The sequence below is a fragment of the Paenibacillus residui genome, assembly GCF_042677205.1.
Taxonomy (GTDB): domain Bacteria; phylum Bacillota; class Bacilli; order Paenibacillales; family NBRC-103111; genus Paenibacillus_L; species Paenibacillus_L residui.
Genome location: NZ_JBHTIU010000051.1, coordinates 24,692 through 44,033 on the forward strand (window position 1 = coordinate 24,692; position 19,342 = coordinate 44,033).

At 50.1% G+C, this 19,342-nt stretch carries 15 protein-coding genes; 4 read left to right on the plus strand and 11 right to left on the minus strand.

The window, feature by feature from the left end:
* Nucleotides 1-20: 20 nt before the first annotated feature.
* Both ACFQ03_RS15840 and ACFQ03_RS15845 read left to right on the plus strand, forming a co-directional pair.
* Nucleotides 21-305, plus strand: coding sequence for a thiamine-binding protein (locus ACFQ03_RS15840; protein WP_260982232.1), 285 nt, complete (start codon nucleotides 21-23; stop codon nucleotides 303-305).
* Complete coding sequence (locus ACFQ03_RS15845; RefSeq protein WP_379289335.1) at nucleotides 305-1,066, plus strand: ABC transporter permease; 762 nt, start codon at nucleotides 305-307, stop codon at nucleotides 1,064-1,066. The genes ACFQ03_RS15840 and ACFQ03_RS15845 overlap by 1 nt, the downstream gene beginning before the upstream one ends.
* Before the next feature lie 69 nt (nucleotides 1,067-1,135).
* On the opposite strand, the gene ACFQ03_RS15850 is transcribed toward ACFQ03_RS15845, so the two are convergent.
* Nucleotides 1,136-1,426, minus strand: coding sequence for a CD3324 family protein (locus tag ACFQ03_RS15850; protein WP_144941445.1), 291 nt, complete (start codon nucleotides 1,424-1,426; stop codon nucleotides 1,136-1,138).
* Nucleotides 1,427-2,382: 956 nt separating this feature from the next.
* On the opposite strand from ACFQ03_RS15850, the gene ACFQ03_RS15855 reads away from it, so the two are divergent.
* Nucleotides 2,383-4,737: a YcdB/YcdC domain-containing protein gene (locus ACFQ03_RS15855; protein ID WP_379289337.1), complete on the plus strand. Its 2,355-nt coding sequence runs from the start codon at nucleotides 2,383-2,385 to the stop codon at nucleotides 4,735-4,737.
* 61 nt (nucleotides 4,738-4,798) lie between these two features.
* On the opposite strand, the gene ACFQ03_RS15860 is transcribed toward ACFQ03_RS15855, so the two are convergent.
* Nucleotides 4,799-5,302 (minus strand): zinc ribbon domain-containing protein, encoded by a 504-nt coding sequence (locus ACFQ03_RS15860; RefSeq protein ID WP_144933679.1) that lies wholly within the window; start codon nucleotides 5,300-5,302, stop codon nucleotides 4,799-4,801.
* A 338-nt stretch (nucleotides 5,303-5,640) separates the two neighbouring features.
* On the opposite strand from ACFQ03_RS15860, the gene ACFQ03_RS15865 reads away from it, so the two are divergent.
* Nucleotides 5,641-6,768: an SGNH/GDSL hydrolase family protein gene (locus tag ACFQ03_RS15865; RefSeq protein ID WP_260981996.1), complete on the plus strand. Its 1,128-nt coding sequence runs from the start codon at nucleotides 5,641-5,643 to the stop codon at nucleotides 6,766-6,768.
* Between the two features lie 100 nt (nucleotides 6,769-6,868).
* On the opposite strand, the gene ACFQ03_RS15870 is transcribed toward ACFQ03_RS15865, so the two are convergent.
* From ACFQ03_RS15870 to ACFQ03_RS15910, 9 genes are all read right to left on the minus strand, one after another.
* A complete protein-coding gene (locus tag ACFQ03_RS15870; RefSeq protein WP_260981995.1) occupies nucleotides 6,869-8,272 on the minus strand; it encodes a sensor histidine kinase in 1,404 nt (467 codons plus the stop codon).
* A complete protein-coding gene (locus tag ACFQ03_RS15875) occupies nucleotides 8,251-8,937 on the minus strand; it encodes a response regulator transcription factor (RefSeq protein ID WP_144933677.1) in 687 nt (228 codons plus the stop codon). The genes ACFQ03_RS15870 and ACFQ03_RS15875 overlap by 22 nt, the downstream gene beginning before the upstream one ends.
* A 149-nt stretch (nucleotides 8,938-9,086) precedes the next feature.
* Nucleotides 9,087-10,454, minus strand: coding sequence for an FG-GAP repeat domain-containing protein (locus ACFQ03_RS15880; RefSeq protein WP_144933676.1), 1,368 nt, complete (start codon nucleotides 10,452-10,454; stop codon nucleotides 9,087-9,089).
* Nucleotides 10,455-10,596: 142 nt separating this feature from the next.
* Nucleotides 10,597-11,571, minus strand: a complete 975-nt coding sequence (locus ACFQ03_RS15885) for a polysaccharide deacetylase family protein (RefSeq protein WP_144933675.1) — start codon at nucleotides 11,569-11,571, stop codon at nucleotides 10,597-10,599.
* A 68-nt stretch (nucleotides 11,572-11,639) separates the two neighbouring features.
* Nucleotides 11,640-13,262 carry a hypothetical protein gene (locus ACFQ03_RS15890; protein WP_379289341.1) on the minus strand — a complete coding sequence of 541 codons (1,623 nt, stop codon included), beginning with the start codon at nucleotides 13,260-13,262 and terminating at the stop codon, nucleotides 11,640-11,642.
* A gap of 294 nt (nucleotides 13,263-13,556) precedes the next feature.
* Entirely contained in the window at nucleotides 13,557-15,158 is a 1,602-nt protein-coding gene (locus ACFQ03_RS15895) for an ATP-binding protein (RefSeq protein ID WP_379289343.1), read from the minus strand.
* A gap of 310 nt (nucleotides 15,159-15,468) precedes the next feature.
* Entirely contained in the window at nucleotides 15,469-16,983 is a 1,515-nt protein-coding gene (locus ACFQ03_RS15900; protein ID WP_379289345.1) for a leucyl aminopeptidase, read from the minus strand.
* A 9-nt stretch (nucleotides 16,984-16,992) separates the two neighbouring features.
* A complete protein-coding gene (locus ACFQ03_RS15905) occupies nucleotides 16,993-18,012 on the minus strand; it encodes an aldo/keto reductase (protein ID WP_144933671.1) in 1,020 nt (339 codons plus the stop codon).
* 303 nt (nucleotides 18,013-18,315) lie between these two features.
* The coding region (locus ACFQ03_RS15910; RefSeq protein ID WP_379289347.1) for a hypothetical protein at nucleotides 18,316-19,342 on the minus strand (1,027 nt) is incomplete at its 5' end.

Sequence of the window (19,342 nt, forward strand, 5' to 3'; positions counted from 1 at the left end):
CTGCAAGAAGGGAGAGCCGAATGATGGCGAATGCGCTCGTTAGCTTTGAAACGATCCCGAGAACGGAGGACGCTGTTCCATATATTGACTTGGCGGTAGACATTATACGGAAGTCTGGCGTCAAATATGTGGTCGGGCCGATGGATACGATGATGGAAGGAGAATTGGAGCAGCTGCTCGAAATTGTCAAGCAAGTGAACGTGGAGCTTGCGAAATTGGGCGGAGGCGGAATCTCCTCCGTTATCAAAATCCATTATGATCCCAAGGGAATTTCAATGGCACAGATGACGGAGAGGTACGAATAATGAGCGGCGGCTCCCGATGGAAAACCTGGCTGCCTCCTGTTGGGGCAGCCCTCCTCTTTCTAATCGTCTGGCAGTTATCCACTATGTGGTTCGATGTCCAGAAATGGATTCTGCCCGGTCCGATTCAAATCGTTCAGGAAGGAATTACCCAATGGCCAAGGGTGTGGATGCATACCACCACCACCATTCAGCTCACCCTGATCGGCTTCGCCTCCGGGATCGGAATCGGCTTGATCACGGCTATCTTCCTGCATCAGTTTCCATGGATCAAAAGAGCACTGTATCCGTTTCTGATCCTGACCCAGAATATTCCCATTATTGCCCTGGCTCCTTTACTGCTTATCTGGTTCGGCCTCGGCCTCTTCCCGAGAATAATCATTATTATTATCGTCTGCTTCTTTCCGGTCACTATCTCGACCTTGAACGGACTGAGACTGACCGACGCCAACATGCTTAAATTTATGGCAATGTCCGGCGCCTCCAAGAGACAGACCTTCTGGAAGCTGGAGCTTCCTCATGCAATTCCCAGCCTGTTCTCCGGCTTGAAAATATCGGCCACTTACAGTGTGATGGCCGCCTTCATCGCCGAATGGCTGAGCGCCAGCGAGGGCATCGGAACCTATATGAGGACCGCGAACTCCGCTTTCCGCGCGGATCGGGTATTTATCGGCATCATCGTCATCGTGGCGTTCAGCATGATTTTGTTCGGCTGCATCGTCCTCCTGGAAAAGTGGTTCACCCGGTGGAAAACGGCGAAATAATTATCTGTGAACATCCATCTTATCGCCAAAAAGGCGGCCAAATGTCCATCGGACACTTGGCCGCCTGATCTATCTCGTCGCGTTCGAAGCGCGCTCCTTGTTCTTGCCGATTATTTTACGGATGCTGTCTTCCGACAGATGAAAGGTCTGTATCAATTCCACCATCTTGGACCCGTTCTTATATTGACGGTAAATTTCTTTATTTCTCCGTTCCAGAAGCAATCGAGCCCCGTTATTTTCACCCCAGCCCGCACGTTTCTTCTCTCTCTTGGGGATGTAAATGATTTCTCCTTGAATATACTCCTGCAGCTGCTTCAAAAGGCTAGGGGGAAGAACATCCTTTCCATTTTTGTAGCTCACAGATGAAAACCTCCTCATTTATTGTCCTGCCGTTGCAACGGTTATTAAAAATAAGGTTAGCTGCTTTCATCTTGACACCTCCTTTTCTATATTATGTATATGCCCAGCGTTCGATAAGGAAAAAAAAGAACAAAAAAAACACGATAACCCAATCGTGCCTGTCGGTGATGCCTATATCATTCAGGTGACGGTTACAGATAATGCAAAGCTATTCAGTTAGAACCCCTTGGATAAAACGAATTTTTTGAATCATTGCTATCTTCTCCTTTCACCAGAATTTAAACTACATATTTCCATTATAAATTGTATTTGGAAGCCGATCAAGAGCTTAATTTCTTTTTTTACCACAATAGAATTTATAAGTTATTGCGTCCTGAATAACTTCAAATTCTATTTGGCGATAAAAACAACCTCTAAACGCGGTCGTTCATCTATGAAATACTCCGATAGGAGTTTTTCTCATAATATAGAAATTATAAGTTCTGGGTTCCCCGCAATGTACTGTATAAACCTTAACCGAAGCAAAGTCACGAAGATCGACCGCGTTAAGGAAGGTTTAGACGCTGACTCCGACTTGTGGGGATCTAAAGGGTGGGGGCCCGCGAGGACCCCCGCCGATCGAATCTCCGTATTAAACGGAGACCACCTCAGCTATTGTAATCAATCCGATCACACTCCTTTCCTCGGAATTTGCCGGCACCATTAATTTACTATTTCCTCGGTTCAGGTACAAGCGAAAGAATAGTTATAACCGTTCTTTCCTTTACTTAACCGATGCCATAAGGCCCCGGGATCGCTTGCCGGGTTAAGGAAGCTTCACTGAAACAAGCCCTTCATGCCCTAGCTGTCGCCAATGGATAGCTGTCCGTTATTTCAAGAACGCGTGCAACCTTTTTATAATCTATTGCGTCCGTAATATTGGTAAAGATTAGTACAAATACGAGGAGGCTTGCTTCATGAAAGCACCGAAAACTCTGCTTGCATTTGGTATGACAACAGCCATGATGTTTTCATTACTTCCTTCGGCTTATGCGGATCAGCCGGTCTCTGCTTCTCACACCTCATCTAAAGCCGTAACGGTTCTTCCGTCCCCTGCATTGCCTGCAGATAACGTAGCATCGGATAAAGCCAATGAGGAAGCGGCCGCACGGGCCAAGATCAGTAAGGAACGGGCCATCGAGCTGGCCAAAGCCTCTGCGGATGTGCCGGCAGATTATTCCCTTCAGAACATCAGCTTCAATACCTGGGGAGCGACCGGCAAAACCGGCGCCTGGAGCCTGAGCTTTGTCAAAGAGGAGCAGGATCGCTACTACGGAAATATTCAAGTGACCGTCAACGCGGAAACCGGAAAGATCAGCCACATAAGCAAATATGTCAATGATCCGGAAAACCGCCCTTCCTTCCCTCCCAAGGTAGAACTGCAGGAGGCCAAGACCATTGCCGGACAATTGCTGGAACGGTATAATCCGGAGCTGAAAGACGCCGTTCGCTACAACGAAGATATGGAAAAATGGGCGAAGCCGCCGCTGGACGGCAATGTATCTTATTCGATCAAATATGACCGGCTGGTGAACGGGATTCCCTTCCCCGGGAACTACATCCAGTTTACTATCGATTCGAACGGGAATATGACTCAATACGAGTATTACTGGGAGGAGCAGCTATCATTCGAGGAGGCCGCTTCCGCCCTTAGCCAGGAGCAGGCTCTGCAAATCATTAAAGAACAAGCCAAGCCCCATTTGAACTATCTTATGAACGGAAATAGCAGGGGGAAAAAGTGGGAGCCCGCGCTAACCTATTCGTTAAGAAATGTGCTGCTGGACGCCAATTCCGGAAAATTCATCAATGAAGCGGGCAAACCGGCTTCCGCTTCGGTCAGCTACTCTCCGCTAACCGATAAACCGCTCGCTCCGATGCCGCCTTCCAATCTGCAGTTAACGGAAAAGCAGGCCGAGGAACAGGTGAGGAAGCTGCTCTCGCTGCCGGAGAATGCCGAACTGACGGATGCATACTATAACGAAAATGTGGATTCAGGAGTGGCCACCTGGAACTTGAACTGGAAGGCCCCTCAAGAAGGCGGCAAGGACGAATATTGGATTTACGCCTCGGTCAACAGCTCGACGGGGGAGATCCTCTCCTTCAACAAAGGGCGGCCGATTGTGCTGGACAAAGAGTCTGAACAGCAGGAGAGCCAGTTAAATGCGGAAACCGCCAAGAAAACCGCCATCGAATTCGTTCAAAGCCTGTATCCTCACTACAGCAATCAGTTGGCGGTCGACGAGCAGGCGTTTAACGACTTCCCGGCGGAAAAAATAAGAATGGCCGAATCGGTCATTGTCCCTTTCAAGCAGCTCATTAACGGCATACCAACCGAATCGGAAGGAATTAGCGTACAAATTGACAGCGCAACGGGAGAAGTAAGCGGCGTTTGGACCAACCTGTATACTTCTCCGCATCCGGAGAACGTGCCTGAGCTGATGGATGACAAAGAAGCCCTGTCCCTACTGCTGTCCCATTATGACCTGCAGCTGCAATACGTCATTCCGATGAACCCGGGCTACCCGGTTCCCATCATATGGACTAAGTCCTCTACGTCTGAGGAGGAAGCGAAATCCGCCAAGCCGGTTTACCGTCTGGTGCCCAAGCATCCGTTGGACGGCTTGTTCCTGGACGCTTCCACCGGGCAATGGCGCAGCCGGGAGGACGGATCGCCGGCCAATCCGGAGAAGCAGCAGGCGTCGGATCTGGAAAATCATTGGGCACGCAAGGAATTGCAGTTGATGATGGACTACAACGCCATCGATGTCGTGGACGGCAAGGTTTATCCCGACAAGGAGATTACACGCGGAGAGATGATCAAGATGCTCGTCATCGCCCGCAATGGCGGCGGCTTCGTCCCTTATTTCGACCAGAGCCGCAAAGCGACGTTTGCCGATGTCGGCAGCTCTTCCCCATACTTCTCCTATGTCGAAGCGGCAGTTGACGCGAACCTGATCGACCGGAGCCAGTCCTCGTTCCAGCCCGATAGCCATATGAACCGGGAAGAATTGGCGGCTCTTCTGGTCCGGGCCCTTGGGTACAGCAAGCTGGCGGAGCATCCGGATATGTTCCGGTTATCCGCAGCAGATGCCGACCAGATCCAGCTTAAGGGGCAGGTCGCGCTTGTGCTCGGTCTGGGCATCCTTACGACATCGGAGGACGGCCGATTCCAACCCGAACAGAAGGTAAGCCGCGCGCAGGCGGCGACCAGCTTCTACCGCTATCTGGAGAAAAGGGCGACTCTACGAGACACCCCGATCCAATACTATTAATCTTGTTCCCCTCATCCCCCGGGCGATCCTGCATCGGGGGATGCTTTTCTGTCCGCGTTGATTACAGCGGGCCTTCCGTGTCTCTCTCTTCCCAATCGTCCTTTTCCGGAAGCTGCCTGAGCTCCATACTTTGACCGCAATGGTAGCAATACTTCGAAACCGCTTCATTCCTCGTGCCGCAGGAAGAACAGATAAGCTTGGGCGGCTCCCGCTCCTCAAATCGGTATCCGCAGGAGGGACAGTAATTGGCCTCTAACGGAACGTTGCGCCCGCATGCGCACTCTTTGATCTGCTTGACCTCCTTGATTTTCAGCTCCAGCTCCCGGATTTCCTGGCGAATCCGGATGATTTGTTTGCCCGCCTCCTCAATGAAAGGCTCCGCCTGGGATAAATCCTTGACGGTATAGGCGTTGAAGACTTCCTCTCCAATCGCTTCAAAATATTTCTCCACTTCCCGTTCCTTTGTGGAAATTTGCGCCTTCATCCGAGTGATTTCGAGCGTTTGCTGCGCCATCTTCGCCGCTTCTGCAGCGCCTTCCTTGAATTTGTTCAAGAACCCTTTCATCTTCGTCTTCCCCCGTTCTTATTCATTCCAGCTCTTTATCTCCGGCGATACGGTAACTATGGGTGCAAGTGACCATTACTCTTGCTGCCCTATATACGCTCCTACTACAGCTTATGATCCGGTTTACCGGGGTATGGTTAACGATTATGATCCCCTTCATAATATTTCGTTTTCATTACAATATTTGCGGGAAACGAAATAATCGGGATTGACAACCAATAGCACTACCCGACAAACTGAGGTATAAGGATAAAATTTCTAATACATAGCAGCGAAGGACTCTGCCCCCCCTTCGACGGATACAAATTATCCCTGCTTTAAAAGGAGGAACCTATAAAGTGACCCAATCCAAGCCCATGGAAGTTTCGCAACTGGATCGTTTGATGAAGCCTCATACCGAAGCACAATCCGGACTGGTATGGCTGTCCCCGCTTCATTCGCCCTTCCGCATTTCCGGCTTCCCCTGGCTCCGGCAGGACGGCAAATACCGGAGACTGCCCGTAGCTTCTCCATGGCCGATTCCACCTGCGGTGGATTCTCTCGCCAACTGCACTGCCGGGGGACAAATCGCCTTCATGACCGACTCACGCAAGCTTTCGATCAGAGTCCGTCTGTCGGGTCCGGCCAATATGCCCCATATGCCCTCTACCGGCCAATGCGGATTCGATTGTTATTTGGGGATGAACGGTGAGTTCACCTTCTATAGCACATCCAAGTACGATCATACCCGAACCGAGTACGAGGTGGATCTGTTTGCTTTGGAAAGCAAGCAAATGCGCGCAGTCACCCTGTATTTCCCGCTATACCAGGGAGTCGAGGAAGTGGAGCTCGGCCTGGAGGCGGATGCCCTTGTCCAGGCCCCTTCGCCTTATGCAAGCAGCAAGAAAGTCATCCTGTACGGGACATCGATTACCCAAGGCGGGTGTGCCTCTCGTCCCGGCATGGCCTATCCCAATATATTAAGCCGTTCCATCCCTTTGGAATTCGTCAACCTCGGTTTCTCCGGGAACGGACGCGGCGAACCGGAATTGGCTCGCATTATTGGCGAAATAGAGAATCCGGGGTGCTATATCCTCGATTACGAGGCCAATTCAGTCAGTCCGGAGAAGCTTCGTGAGACATTGCCCGAGTTTATCCGTATTTTACGCGAAAAGCATCCGGAGGTGCCTATTATCGTTGTGTCGAGAATCCAATATTCGATGGATCGCTTCGACTCCAGGCTTAACGCCAATCGTCTCGCCAACCTTGAATTCCAGAGGCAAACCGTCGAGCAGCTTAGAGAAAATGGGGATCGCCGCATTCATTTCTATGACGGGTCCTCCCTGTTAGGTGACCGTTATCACGAATGCACGGTAGACGGGATTCATCCTACCGACCTTGGCTTTCTCCTGATGGCCGACGGATTAAACCCTTTTATTCGCGAAGTGGTGGCGGAGCTGTTGGAAGACCATCCCCCGACGAAGTAATTGACGGGTCCACCCGTTGGCAAGGCTGGCTCCGTATGACAACAAGGCCGGAACAGGGCGCGGCGATTTCCATGCTTCGCGCCTGTTCCGGCCGATTGAATTAATGGAGGGGCAGCCAGATCGTAACGATCGTCCCTTGGCCGAATACGCTGCTGATCCCCATTCTCCCCTTATGAAGCTGCACGATCTCCTTACAGATGGACAGTCCGAGGCCGCTTCCCGGATAGCGGGTCGTGCCTTTAAAAAACTTTTCCGTAACCCGCTTAATATTTTCCGCCTGAATACCTTCCCCGGTATCCTCTACCTGGATTCGAACCTCCTCTTCCTCCCGGGCCGTCGTCAGCCGGATGGTCCCGCCTTCCGGAGTGAATTTGATGGCATTATCCAACAAATTAACCATGACCTGTTTGAGCCGATTGCGATCCGCTGTCAGTTCAAGCGGCCCTTCCCCCAGCTCCACCTCAATATTCAGCTTGTGGCGGTTACCGCTTGCGATGAACTGCTCCCCGATTTCCTCCACCAGCCGGTTGATATCGACAAGCTCACAACGGATACCCATGCCTCCCGACTGAAGCTTGGAGAAATCCAGCAGATCCTCAACCAGTCCGATGAGCCGATCCGTTTCTTTCGTAATGACTCCCAGCCCCAATTTCGTCTCCTCTTTCTCCTCCAGGCCGCCGGATAGCAGCGTCTCGCTCCATCCTTTGATGGATGTCAGCGGCGTGCGCAGCTCATGAGATACCGAGGATATAAATTCGTTCTTCAGCTTCTCGTTGCGAACGATCTCTTCCGCCATATAGTTCAGGGTATCGGCCAGATGGCCGACTTCGTCATCATACCGCTTCTCCGCCTTGCGGGAGAAATCCCCTCCGGCCATATATTTGGCTACCGTCGTCAGTTCTCCTATCGGGCTGACGATTCGCCGGGCCATTAACCAACTGACGAGAAGAGACAAGCAGACAACCGCCAGACCGACCCCGATTGCCGCGCCCGTTATCTTGTTCAGCACCTCATCGACTCTCTTGATGGATGTCGTATAGCGAAGAATGCCGATCATGCGGGAATCCTGCATCAACGGCTGGGATAAGGCCAGGATTCGTTCCTTCGTATCGGGATCGATGCCCATCCAGGTTTCCGCAGAACCTTTCAGAGCGGCTTGAATATCGGGGGTGGGCGTTTTTTTCCCAGGCGGTAGGCCATAGGAATCGATGACCAGATTTCCGTATAAATCGATCACTTCCACTCGGGTGAAATCTTCGGTAATTTCATTCTCGAAGATGTATCTGGATTGGTCCCCCAGGGAATATTCATCCAAATATTGACCGTAAAATCTGGCGGATACAGCCGCTCTTTCACTGAGCGCCTGGGTCGCGCTTCCGTAGTAATATTGTCTGACGGTTCCGACAAACAGCACTCCCAGAATAAGAACCACTCCGAGGATGACTATGCCGTAACCTAACATCATTCTGCCTCTGATCGTTTTCAATTCGGATGTCCCTTCCATAAATATCCGTATCCCCAGACCGTTTCAATATATTTGGGACGGGACGGATCAGCTTCGATTTTTTGCCGGATTCTGCGGATATTAACATCCACAATCTTTAAATCGCCTATATAGTGCTTGCCCCAGACGGTGTCCAGAATCTCGTCCCGGCTGACACTTTTATTGGCATTTTCCATAAAAAGCTTCATGATGGCAAATTCCGTAGGCGTTACATCAATTTCCTCTCTATTCTTGTATAGCTTGCGTTCGTCTAGGGAAATAGAGAAAGGACCGGATTCCAGTTCATTCTTCGCAGGATGGGAAGAGTTCAGCCTGCGCTGCAGAGCCTGGACCCTAGCCACCAGCTCGGTTGGACTGAACGGTTTGACGACATAATCATCCGCCCCGAGCTGCAGCCCGGTCACCTTATCCGTATCTTGAGTTTTAGCCGTTAACATAATAATTCCCATGTCCGGGTAGAGCTTTCGGATTCGCTCGCATACCTCAAATCCACTAATGGTCGGCAGCATGACGTCGAGAATGGCAATGTCCACTGCTTCCTGCTCCAATTTTTCGAGGGCTTCCTCGCCGGTTTCCGCCTCAATCACTTCAATGCCGTTTCGGCCTAAATTAATCCGTACAAATCCGCGGATAGCCTCTTCGTCTTCCAGAATGAGCACCTTCATCTCCATCATCCTTTCTGTCTATTAGACCCTTTTGTCAAAATCGCAGCTTGACCGCTCCCTTTCGTATAACGAATATTGGGCCGTTCACATTCCGTATCTAACAATTATTTCAATCATTGTGAAATCGCGTCTATAAAGGCACCTTGCCGTTATAAGTGAACGAAGTGAAACAGTTCCCGTGCCTGCTGTGCATCAATTCGCAATCTTTCGTACTCTCGGGCATATTTATCCGGAAGGTTGGGATTGCCTTCGGGCAGAACGGCAATGAAGGATTTATCATTCCTTTCTCCCAACGGAACAATAATCGCCTGCTTCTCCTTCCATTCCTTCTCCTTCTCCTGCTTCTGATTGCGCGGGAAGTAAGTGAGGGTCAGCAGCTCTTGCTTACGATGTTCTCCCGCTCCGATATATTCAATAACAATCGAGCCCGGAGAGGCTTCCTCGGCTTTTCTAATCGTCACCAGATCATGCCAACTTTCTGGAAAATCGAGGCGAAATCCCGCAGAGAAATCAAAATAGCTGTCTCGTACCCATTTAAGGCTTTCCTGCCCATCCCATTGATGCCAGGAATGAATCCAGGGGATGGAGACCAGCGGCATTTCTTCCGTTCCCACGGGCTGCTTCATTAAGTCGATTTCGATGATCCCGTCATTGTTAATATCTTCGCTTGTGACGGTGTAAGGGTTGAAAATCGCTTCAGGGGCTCTGCCCCTCCCGGCAAAGACGTTGCGAAGACGGCCGTCCTCGACCACCAACAGCGTTGTCTGGGAGGAGTGTGCGCCCACTCCTGCATCAATAAATATTCCTTTACGCGATTCCGTAGCATTCCCCAGCAGAATCTGCGAGTACCCGTTGATGGTTCCGTCCAATGCCAGCCTATCCGACGGCCTGAGCTTTCCTTCAATAAATCGATATAACTCTGCTTTGGATACATGCTCTGTACGGTCAAACTGGAACAGCACAATTTCCGATACACCATCGTTATCCAAATCGCCAACAGCCAGCTCGGTGTAGGAATGCCGGCCGATTTCTCTGGCTGACGTTCCTTCGAAGGAGTAGGCCGTTAATTCCTTCTTGACTTCCTCCCCGCCGCTCCAGCCGACAAGCATATCTTTGACCCCGTTACCTGTTACGTCCTGAAAATCAAGATAATGAACGGTGCTTCCCAGCTCCTGAATTTCCGCCATCTTCTCCCATTTGCCATTCTTTCTGCTCAGGATAATAGCCCCGAGCTCGAATTGGTTCATTTCCTTTTTATAAAATGCGACCGCTTCATTCTGTCCGTCCCCATTCAGATCTATTTCATTGATTGCCGCCGTGCCTGCCGGCGAGTGGGCCGGCAGAGTAAGCTTCGCCCCTGAAGGGAGGTGCTCGATCACAGCCAGCCTCATCTCCTGCAAATCAGCCGTGACCGACGGGGCTTTCAATAAGTCAACCGGCGGTACAGCAAAGCTGCATCCGGAGACCAACCCCAAACAGCAGAGAATGGCGGCACCGGTTATCCATTTGTTGGACATAATCAACCTCCTTACGATTTATCCGGACATGAAGAGCATGGATGTCTATCTATCCTAAGTCTGCAGCACCAAACCAGGTCCGGTAAATCAAAACACCCGGCCGCCTCCCATTGGAAAAGCGGCCAGGTCCGATAACAATCTCTCATGGAGACAATTCAGGAACGGTTACGATTGTGTAACCTTCCTCCTGCAGATAATCTATCAATTGAGGAAGAAATTCCACCGTATTGCTTAAATCGCTGTTCTTTCCTCCAAAGCTGTGCATCAACACAATGCCGCCGGGCTTCGCCTGCTTCTTGACGATGTTCATCATTTCGTCCGGTGAGGTGCCTGCCCAATCCCGAGGATCAACGGTCCATCCTACCAATTGGTATCCCTTATCGTCCAGGACGGATTGAACCTTATCGGACATGGCACCATAAGGCGCCCTGAACAGACTGATCTTCTGTCCGGTGATCTGAAATAGCAAATCACTCAACCGGTCGATGGCATGACCGACTTCCTTAGTGTTCAATTCCGTGAGCTTCTCGTGCCCCCATGTATGGTTCCCTACAAGATGACCTTCATCGATGATTTGCTGGACCATTTCGGGATAAGCTTCCGCTTGCTTCCCTACGAGAAAGAAGGTTGCCTTGATGTTGCGTTCCTTTAATATCTCCAATATTTGGGGAGTCCATTTCAAATCCGGACCGTCATCGAAGGTGAGGGCAATTCTCTTCTCTTCCCCGGCTTCGTCAGCACCCGTTCCCTGAGGCGGCGGAGACGTCTGTTCTTCCTGCCGGTCAGGCTGGGCTGAAGGCGAAGGATCCGCATTCGGCGTCTGCGATGGTGAAATGGAAGGTGAGGGGGGTACCGCCTTCCCGGTATCCGTTGTCGGAGTCGGGGTAGCCTTCGGTGGGGAGGACGTTGCCGCCTCCGGTGCCGGAGAAGGTGTCTCGCCTGTCAAACCACTCCCGTCAAGCTCTTTCCCATTCACAGCCGGGCTTCCGGTCACCGCCTTGCTTCCCCCGCCGGCAATCAATGCTTCCACTCTATTATACCCTATAGAAATAACGAGAATAAACAACAATACTAAACTAAACCGCCGCCAATTAATTCTTCTTTTTCTTCTTTTCATGTTTCCCCTACTCCCAATATCCATTCATATTTTATGTAACTTCCAAGGGTATTCTAGAGTTCCTCCAATTATTTCCGCTCCGTAAATGCCTCCTCCACAAGCTCCAATCGGCCCTTGCGCACGGACCATACGGACTCAACAGCCGCCAGATCCTCGGTATGAATGGCACCCGAGACGATCTGTGTCCCTTTCAAATCATAGATTCCGTCGCCGTTTGTATCGACAGGCACCAGGGAGACAAATCCTCCGACTGTCCCTTCCGCAGGCTGCATCAGCTTTCCTTGCGGATCATAGACAAGCGCACGGACGTATCGTTCTTTGGAAGGATATACATCCACTGTCTCCTTCCTGGAGGTTTCCCTGCTCGTTATTTCGGCTTTATAACCGTTCTTGAATATAACATCTAACTGCAATCCTTCATTTAACTGCTTCTGATCCACAATAGGGTGAAGCTCGCCGCCAGTGAATGTTAGCAAGCTATAAGCGCCCCCACCCAGCTTGCCCGGATACCGGGAATGGGGAAGGGTGACGAAAATATCTTTAATGCTCTCTTCAGTAAATCTCCCTATCCATATCTTTGGGTTATAGGCGCTATCGATCTCTCCCACGGAGCTGGTGCTCCATTCCCCGGTGGAACTTGATTTTATCGCTACCTTAATTGATGAATAGAGCTCTTGTGCGGCATCGATCTTGTTGCCCAGAAGAACAATGTGATCCCGGCTGCCGTCCCCGTTAACATCCGCATACTTGGAATCCAGAATGAAATATGGCCCGCTATCGGCCTGCTCGAGAATCGGTTCCTCGAATTTATCGTTTACCGCGTATAGGGGCGACGGCTCATTATCCCAGTCATACGGCTTCACGTCCAGCTCTGTCAGCCGAAACAGCCCGTTCTGAACCGCCCAACGGGACGTAATGGCCGCCAACCGGTCGCTCGCTGCAAAGCCGTACACATATTGACGGCCTTCCAAATAATAGGTCCCATCCGCCTTCTGAACTGGAATCAACGAGGAGTAGCGCTGAACCTTGCCTTCTAACGGTTGGAGCAATTTACCGTTCTCATCGTAGATTTCCCGTTTAATGTGCTCGTCTTTGCGGGACTCGATATCGATAACGACCGTCTCTCCGGCAGGAAGTCTCGTCAGCTCCGCCTTAAATCCATTCTGGAAGAGAACGCGGTAATCGACACCCGCATTTAACTGATCCGATTGCACCAGCTTGGCTGCCTGGCCTTCCTTGAATGTGAGCAAACTATAGGATTGGATTTCCCCTTGAGGATTACCGTCTATCGTCACGAATAAATCCGGAATTCCATCCCTGTCCAAATCAATAAGATCCATTCGTGGATTGTAGGCCGGATAATCTGCTTCTATCGGTACCTGGACATAACGGTTCTCCTGCAAGTCCTGAACCACGACCTGTACATCGTATACAGATGAATCTTCCGGGTCCCTCTTAGCTCCTATCAAAGAGATTAGATCGGCAAGCCCGTCTCCTGTCACATCCTTCTCCATGAAGGCCAACAGGACCCGCTGCTCCTGATCCTTCTCCTCCTCCGGCAAAGCTCGAGCGATTTCGACAGGATGAACAGGATCCGGTGAGACATCCCCGGGATGCCAGAACATCATCATTCCAGCCGCAACTACTCCGCCTATGAGCGCAGCGCTGGTATACTTCAAATAAGCTTTCATAATTTCAGTTCTCTCCATCCGGCTAATTGCAAGTTCAATAGTTTTATAGTAAGGCGAATAGAGTCGAAAGTAGTTACGGAACCATTACAAATATTTGCATAAACCGATTCTTGAGGAGGTCTTGAAAAGATTGTCGAAAGCTCTCGGGGAATTCCAGAAATTTCGGATGATGTCGATCACTTTATTAAGTATAAGACGTGATGGATTAGAAAAGAAGGAAATCTGTCGAATGATAAAAAATCCTTCCAAGCAAAGAATTCGTCTAGCTCGGAAGGATGGCGTTCGTTCATAAGATTATGAGCCGGCATTCGAAGTAAGGGGGAGAGATACTTCCACCGTAGTCCCGGCATTCACCTTGCTCTTGATGTTTAATTGCCCGCAATGGGCTTCTACAATGCGCCAGCATGTCATCAAGCCCAGTCCGGTGCCATAATCTTTGGTCGTAAAGAAAGGTTCTCCGATTCTGGTCATGAATTGCTGGGGAATCCCGATCCCCTGATCTATAACCTTGATGATTAATTTATCCGGTAGTCCATGCTCAGCCGTAATTCGGACCGTTCCTCCATCCGGCATCGCTTCCAGCGAATTTTTCAGCAGGTTAATGAACAACTGCTTAAGCTGATTCTCGTCGCACCATAACAGAGGCAAATCCGGCTCAAATCCGGTAGTGATCCGGACATTGCTCATAATAGCCTGGGTATTGATCAGTGAAATGACACTCTTTAAAATCGAAGTCACCGATGTCATACGAAAATTGACATTCTGCGGTTTGGATAGAACCATGAATTCGTTCACGATACTGTTGATTCTATGTAGTTCTGACAGCATGATATCGAAAAATTTATGATTATCCTCATTCTTCGACTTGAGAAGCTGGGTAAACCCCATCAATGACGTGAGGGGATTCCGGATTTCATGGGCTACTCCGGCGGCCAATTGCCCTACCACGGAGAGCTTCTCCGAACGGCGAATCAGTTCTTCCTTCCTCTTCTGCTCGGTAGTATCCCTCAGAACACTTTGGATGAGAGTCTGCCCCGTGTGATGATGTACATATTTCGACAGAACCTCCAGTTGAATCGTCCGGCCATCCAGCCGAACCGCCTGTAACTCATCTATGCTGGTTTGCATGGACGAATGACCGGCACGCTCCAGCTTCCTTCTCAGCTTCTCGCCCTCTCCCTCCGGAATAAGCTCAAAGATGGATCGGCCGGACAGCTCCGCCGGAGCGGAAGCCCCGAGCAATTCCGCTGCCGCTGGATTCACATATAGAATTTCTCCTTGAGAATGCAATACAACCGGTACAGGCGAGCTATCGATGTACTCACACTGGAATAGCTTCACACCAGATTCGTTATTGTGCTGATCTGACTGCTGTCGATCTCCACGTACGGATATTAGGCCGCTCAGCCATGCCAGTCCCATCAGCACCAGGAAATGGGTGACGAAATTAACAATGGCAGCCGGTTCCGGGACGCTCGCTGCTAACTGAAGCGCATACACGATTGCAAGGCTTCCTGCAAGAATATAAGTTATCCGCCTTCCCCAATAAATTGATGAATGGATAACTATACAATAAATAAGCGATAATAGAGGACTGTTGCTCCCTCCGGTGGCCAGAATGAGCCACAGGATTTGAACATATCCCCAAAATACCGCAAATTTCGACAACAACGGGTGAATATTTGCCGACCTTGGCACAATTAACGACGCAGCATGAAGGAAAATTAGGGTGCTTGCCCCATAGACAAAAACAGGAGCAATCCGGTTTGCATCTAATCCTAAGGCCGAGATTAAAGGTGTGGTATAGAAAAGGACGGCAAGGATAAGCCAGAAACCAATACTGATAAAGGAGCCGCTCACCTCGATACGGCGAGTCAAGGATTGTTTATTTCCCACATCGATCATCCTCGTATTTTTCCGACCTTTGCCTAAGGGATGACTACCCGTTATCCTACAGACCCTGCCCCTGGACGAGGCTAATGGACAGCGGCCATTAGGTTGGAAAATTTCATAAATATTAGTTGAATTTTGTCATATTTTATCTCCTATTATATAGTACTTTAGCATTAGAATGAACTCTTTTTTAAAAATAAGACTTTTAAAAGTCCTGGGGCTTCCAGTCAACTCTCTATAACAACAAAAAAAGCACTCACGAGCCTTGGCTCAACTATGAGTGCTTTCCATAATTGGACGGTAGTCCGGCTTCTTAATGAACGATGTAATGAAGCAGGGTACGGACCATTGCACCAGTGCCTCCCTCGGGATCGACTCCCCGTTCCTTCAGTAAATAGGCCGTGCCTCCCGTGTCCAGATGAATCCACGGCGTGTCCTCGGCAAATTCGCCTATGAACAATCCCCCGGTGATCGCCCCTGCCCAACGGTTGACCGTAGAATTTTTGATATCGGCGACCGAACTTTTCAACGCTTCCTTATACTCGGGGTATGCAGGCAGCTGCCACAGCCTCTCTCCGCTTCGTTCCGCGGCCTGCAGCAATTCCTTCATAAAAGCATCGTTATTCGAAACCGCCCCCGTCGCCAAGTCCCCTAGACTAACGAGAACGGCTCCTGTCAGGGTAGCCACATCGATAATGCGCCCGGCGCCGAGCTGTTTAGCATAGGTTACGCCATCGGCCAGGATGATCCTTCCTTCGGCGTCGGTATTCGTAACCTCAATGGTTTTGCCGCTAAGGGTAGAAATAACATCACCGGGCTTCAGCGCCCTGTCGGAAGGCATATTCTCTGCCGACGGTATAACCGCCAGAACATTGACCTGGGGCTTCATTTCCCCGATGGCCTTCATGACTCCAAGCAGGACAGCACCGCCGCCCATATCGCTAATCATTTCGTCCATGCCGTCCGCTTTTTTCAAGGAGATGCCGCCCGTATCGAAGGTTACGCCTTTGCCGACGAGCCCCAGAACGTTCTTCCATTCCGGCAGCCCCTGGTATTTTAAGACAATCATCCGGGGCGGGTGAATGCTTCCTTTGCCGACGTTATATAAGCCAAGCATCCCTTGCTCCAGAAGCTGCTTGTCATCGAGAACTGCACATTCCAGGCCATAAGCTTCGGCAAGCCGCTTCGCTTCCGAGGCCATGGTCTCCGGAACGAACGCATTGCCCGGCGTATTCGTTAAATCCCGGGCATAGTTGGTTGCCGATGCATAGATACAGCCTGTTTGAATCGCATCTTGCAGCTTGGCTTCTTCAGCCTTATCCGTGACATAATATTTCACTTGCTCCAGCAGCACACGGGAAGGGGCTGTTTTCTTGTAGGTTTGTCTATAGTAGCTTCCCAACATAAAGCCTTCCGTCAGTGCCCGAATCCGGGTTAGCGGATCGCTCTCCGTCTTACCCACGCTATCTGTCATAATCGCAAGTTTGCCGATCCCCCTTGCCAGCGCTTTGCGGACAGCCGCTGCCGCTGCTTCACGCCATGCTTGAGCATCGGCACCACTAGGGCCCAAACCAGCTATAATGATCTGCGGATAAGGGTTGAACCCAAGGGTGGGCAGCACTTCCGCTTCCCCCCTCCCGGCTGCAAACACTTTCGCTTCCGATAACCCAACAATGGCATCCTTCAGCTCCTGCCTCAGCAGCGGCGGGGGTGCTTCTTCCTGACTCATGAAATAAACCAGTGCCTCGTTCCGGTCGGGACTCCCCGCTTCAGGACTGTCATAGGTCCACGAGAAGAGCCGGGAGTCAGTGCTATTCCATCCGTTCATACCGTCACCTCAATTAGAAAAATAAGATACCGATTGCTGAATAACTGTCTGCATAGGGAGATGGTAAGGACACTTCTGTTCACATAACGGCTGTTCTTTGCACGGCTCATAATCGGCACACGAAAATAATTTATCCTTATGCTTCTGGTAGAAGGCATCACCCTTGGGAAGAAGTCCAAAATGATTGCGAATTCGACTGGAGATCATGACATCCGGGATAGGAATGCCGATTGGACAGGAGCAGTAATTGCAGCGCCGGCAATTGTGCCCGCCCAATTCCATTGCCAAGGATTCCAGCTCTTCCCGCTCCTCGGTACCTACTTCCTGCTCTTGCGCCCTAAGGTTCTCGCGAACCTCATCCACGCTGACCATCCCCGAAATCGTAACATGGACGTCCTGGCTGTAGGGATAGCGGATCGCTTTCTCTACCGGTTGAATGAAGCCTCCTGACAATGGCTTCATGGCCACCTTCCCCATCTGCTTCCGGGTTAACGCAGGAATCAATTGCTCCAGGGCAAAAGGTTGGGCGAGATTTAGATGGAACAAAACCTGATCGAAGCTGCCGGATTCAATCCATCGGGTCAATAGATCCGGCCGATGGCCGGTAATTCCGATAAACCGGATTTTGCCGGCCCCCCTCGCTTCCAAAGCGGCCCGATAGGCGCCATCCTCCGCCATAACTTTCTCAAATTCATGCTCATAATTGACATAATGAATTTGCAGCAAATCGATCGTATCGGTACGCAGCTTGTTCAGACTGTTCTCGATCTCCTGCCTGGCCGACTCGTAATCCCGTTTATTCGTCTTGGTGGCCAGAAAGTATTCATCCCGCCGTCCGGCGATCGACCGGCCTATGATCTCCTCGCTATTCCGATATGCTGCCGCCGTATCTATATAATTGATTCCTTGGTCCAATGCATAATTCAATGCTTTATCCGCTTGCTCGTAGGGAACCCCGGGCAAATTCATGGCCCCGAACCCTAATGAGGATACTTTGTACCCCGTCTTGCCGAAAATGCTGTACCGCATCGTTCTCCCCCTAACTATTAGAGTATAGAGTTTAAGCCATATTATTATACCTTGTATACTAAACAATGAGATAAACATATTTTATCATAAGTCGAGCCTGGCAGACGGTTTAAAGAAAAAAAGGAGCTGCCAAAGCAGTCTCCAAAGTTTGTTTCAATTCATGCTGCACTTTTGTTTGTTTTAGGGCAACCCGTGTCAGGAGGTCCATTTTAAGATTATGTATAAGTATATCTCAGGATTAAGAAAACCGATTTCTATGATCTTGTCCAAAATGGCAAAAAGACCCTTTCGGGGGCCCGGTTTCTACTTGTAGCCGTGATAAAAAACTTTATACGCGGGAAGCTGGTCCAGATTCATTTCCTCCCATTTCTCGTGCTCCTTATTTCGCTTCTCTTGATCCTTTCGCTGCTTTTCCTGCTCCTTACTCCGTTTCTCCTGTTCCTTTTCTTTCTCCTTCTCTTGTTCCTTCTGCTGCTTTTCCTGCTCCTTACTCCGTTTCTCCTGTTCCTTTTCTTTCTCCTTCTCTTGTTCCTGCCGCTGCTTTTCCTGCTCCTTATTCCATTTCTCCTGTTCCTTTTCTTTCTCCTTCTCTTGTTCCTGCCGCTGCTTTTCCTGCTCCTTATTCCGTTTCCCCTGTTCCTTTTCTTTCTCCTTCTCTTGTTCCTGCCGCTGCTTTTCCTGCTCCTTATTCCGTTTCTCCTGTTCCTTTTCTTTCTCCTTCTCTTGTTCCTGCCGCTGCTTTTCCTGCTCCTTATTCCGTTTCTCCTGTTCTTTTTCTTTCTCCTTCTCTTTCTCAATCTTTTCTTTCTCTAGCTCTTCATTATATTTTTCGCGATCTCTCCTTTCCTGCTCCTGCTTCTTTTTTTGCTCCTTTTCCAGCTCTTTCTTCTCTTTCTCCTGCTCCTTTTCCCACTTCTCTTGTTCCTTCTTTCGCTGCTGCTGCTCCTTATCCTTTGCCTTCTCCTGTTCCTTCTTTTCTTTCTCCTGTTCTTTCCTGATTTGCTCCTGCTCTTTTCTAATTTGCTCCTGTTCCTTATCCAGCGCCTTGTCGGCGTCCTTCTCTTTATTATCCTGCTTCAGGTTATCATCCTTGTCCTCGGCCTTTCCGTTGGAGTCTTCGGATTCGATAACCGCTTTATCGGCTTGATCGGTGAATTCCTTGCTTTGTCGGATAAGCTGGAGCTTCTTATCCAGGCTTCCGTTCTTCTCCTCCTCCCACAACTCTTTGATTTCTTCTTTGGTTAGCGGCTCGGGCCCGATTAATTCATTCAAGCCCCCTGCTTGCTGAGCCACAACATAAATTGATGTTTGTTTCATCTCGTCGATACTG

What these genes read in the sequence shown, in the direction of transcription:
- ACFQ03_RS15840 (WP_260982232.1), top strand. Translation starts at nt 21, where the DNA reads ATGATGGCGAATGCGCTCGTTAGCTTTGAAACGATCCCGAGAACGGAG.
- ACFQ03_RS15845 (WP_379289335.1), top strand. Translation starts at nt 305, where the DNA reads ATGAGCGGCGGCTCCCGATGGAAAACCTGGCTGCCTCCTGTTGGGGCA.
- ACFQ03_RS15855 (WP_379289337.1), top strand. Translation starts at nt 2,383, where the DNA reads ATGAAAGCACCGAAAACTCTGCTTGCATTTGGTATGACAACAGCCATG.
- ACFQ03_RS15860 (WP_144933679.1), bottom strand. Translation starts at nt 5,302, where the DNA reads ATGAAAGGGTTCTTGAACAAATTCAAGGAAGGCGCTGCAGAAGCGGCG.
- ACFQ03_RS15870 (WP_260981995.1), bottom strand. Translation starts at nt 8,272, where the DNA reads ATGGAAGGGACATCCGAATTGAAAACGATCAGAGGCAGAATGATGTTA.
- ACFQ03_RS15875 (WP_144933677.1), bottom strand. Translation starts at nt 8,937, where the DNA reads ATGAAGGTGCTCATTCTGGAAGACGAAGAGGCTATCCGCGGATTTGTA.
- ACFQ03_RS15880 (WP_144933676.1), bottom strand. Translation starts at nt 10,454, where the DNA reads ATGTCCAACAAATGGATAACCGGTGCCGCCATTCTCTGCTGTTTGGGG.
- ACFQ03_RS15885 (WP_144933675.1), bottom strand. Translation starts at nt 11,571, where the DNA reads ATGAAAAGAAGAAAAAGAAGAATTAATTGGCGGCGGTTTAGTTTAGTA.
- ACFQ03_RS15890 (WP_379289341.1), bottom strand. Translation starts at nt 13,262, where the DNA reads ATGAAAGCTTATTTGAAGTATACCAGCGCTGCGCTCATAGGCGGAGTA.
- ACFQ03_RS15900 (WP_379289345.1), bottom strand. Translation starts at nt 16,983, where the DNA reads ATGAACGGATGGAATAGCACTGACTCCCGGCTCTTCTCGTGGACCTAT.
- ACFQ03_RS15905 (WP_144933671.1), bottom strand. Translation starts at nt 18,012, where the DNA reads ATGCGGTACAGCATTTTCGGCAAGACGGGGTACAAAGTATCCTCATTA.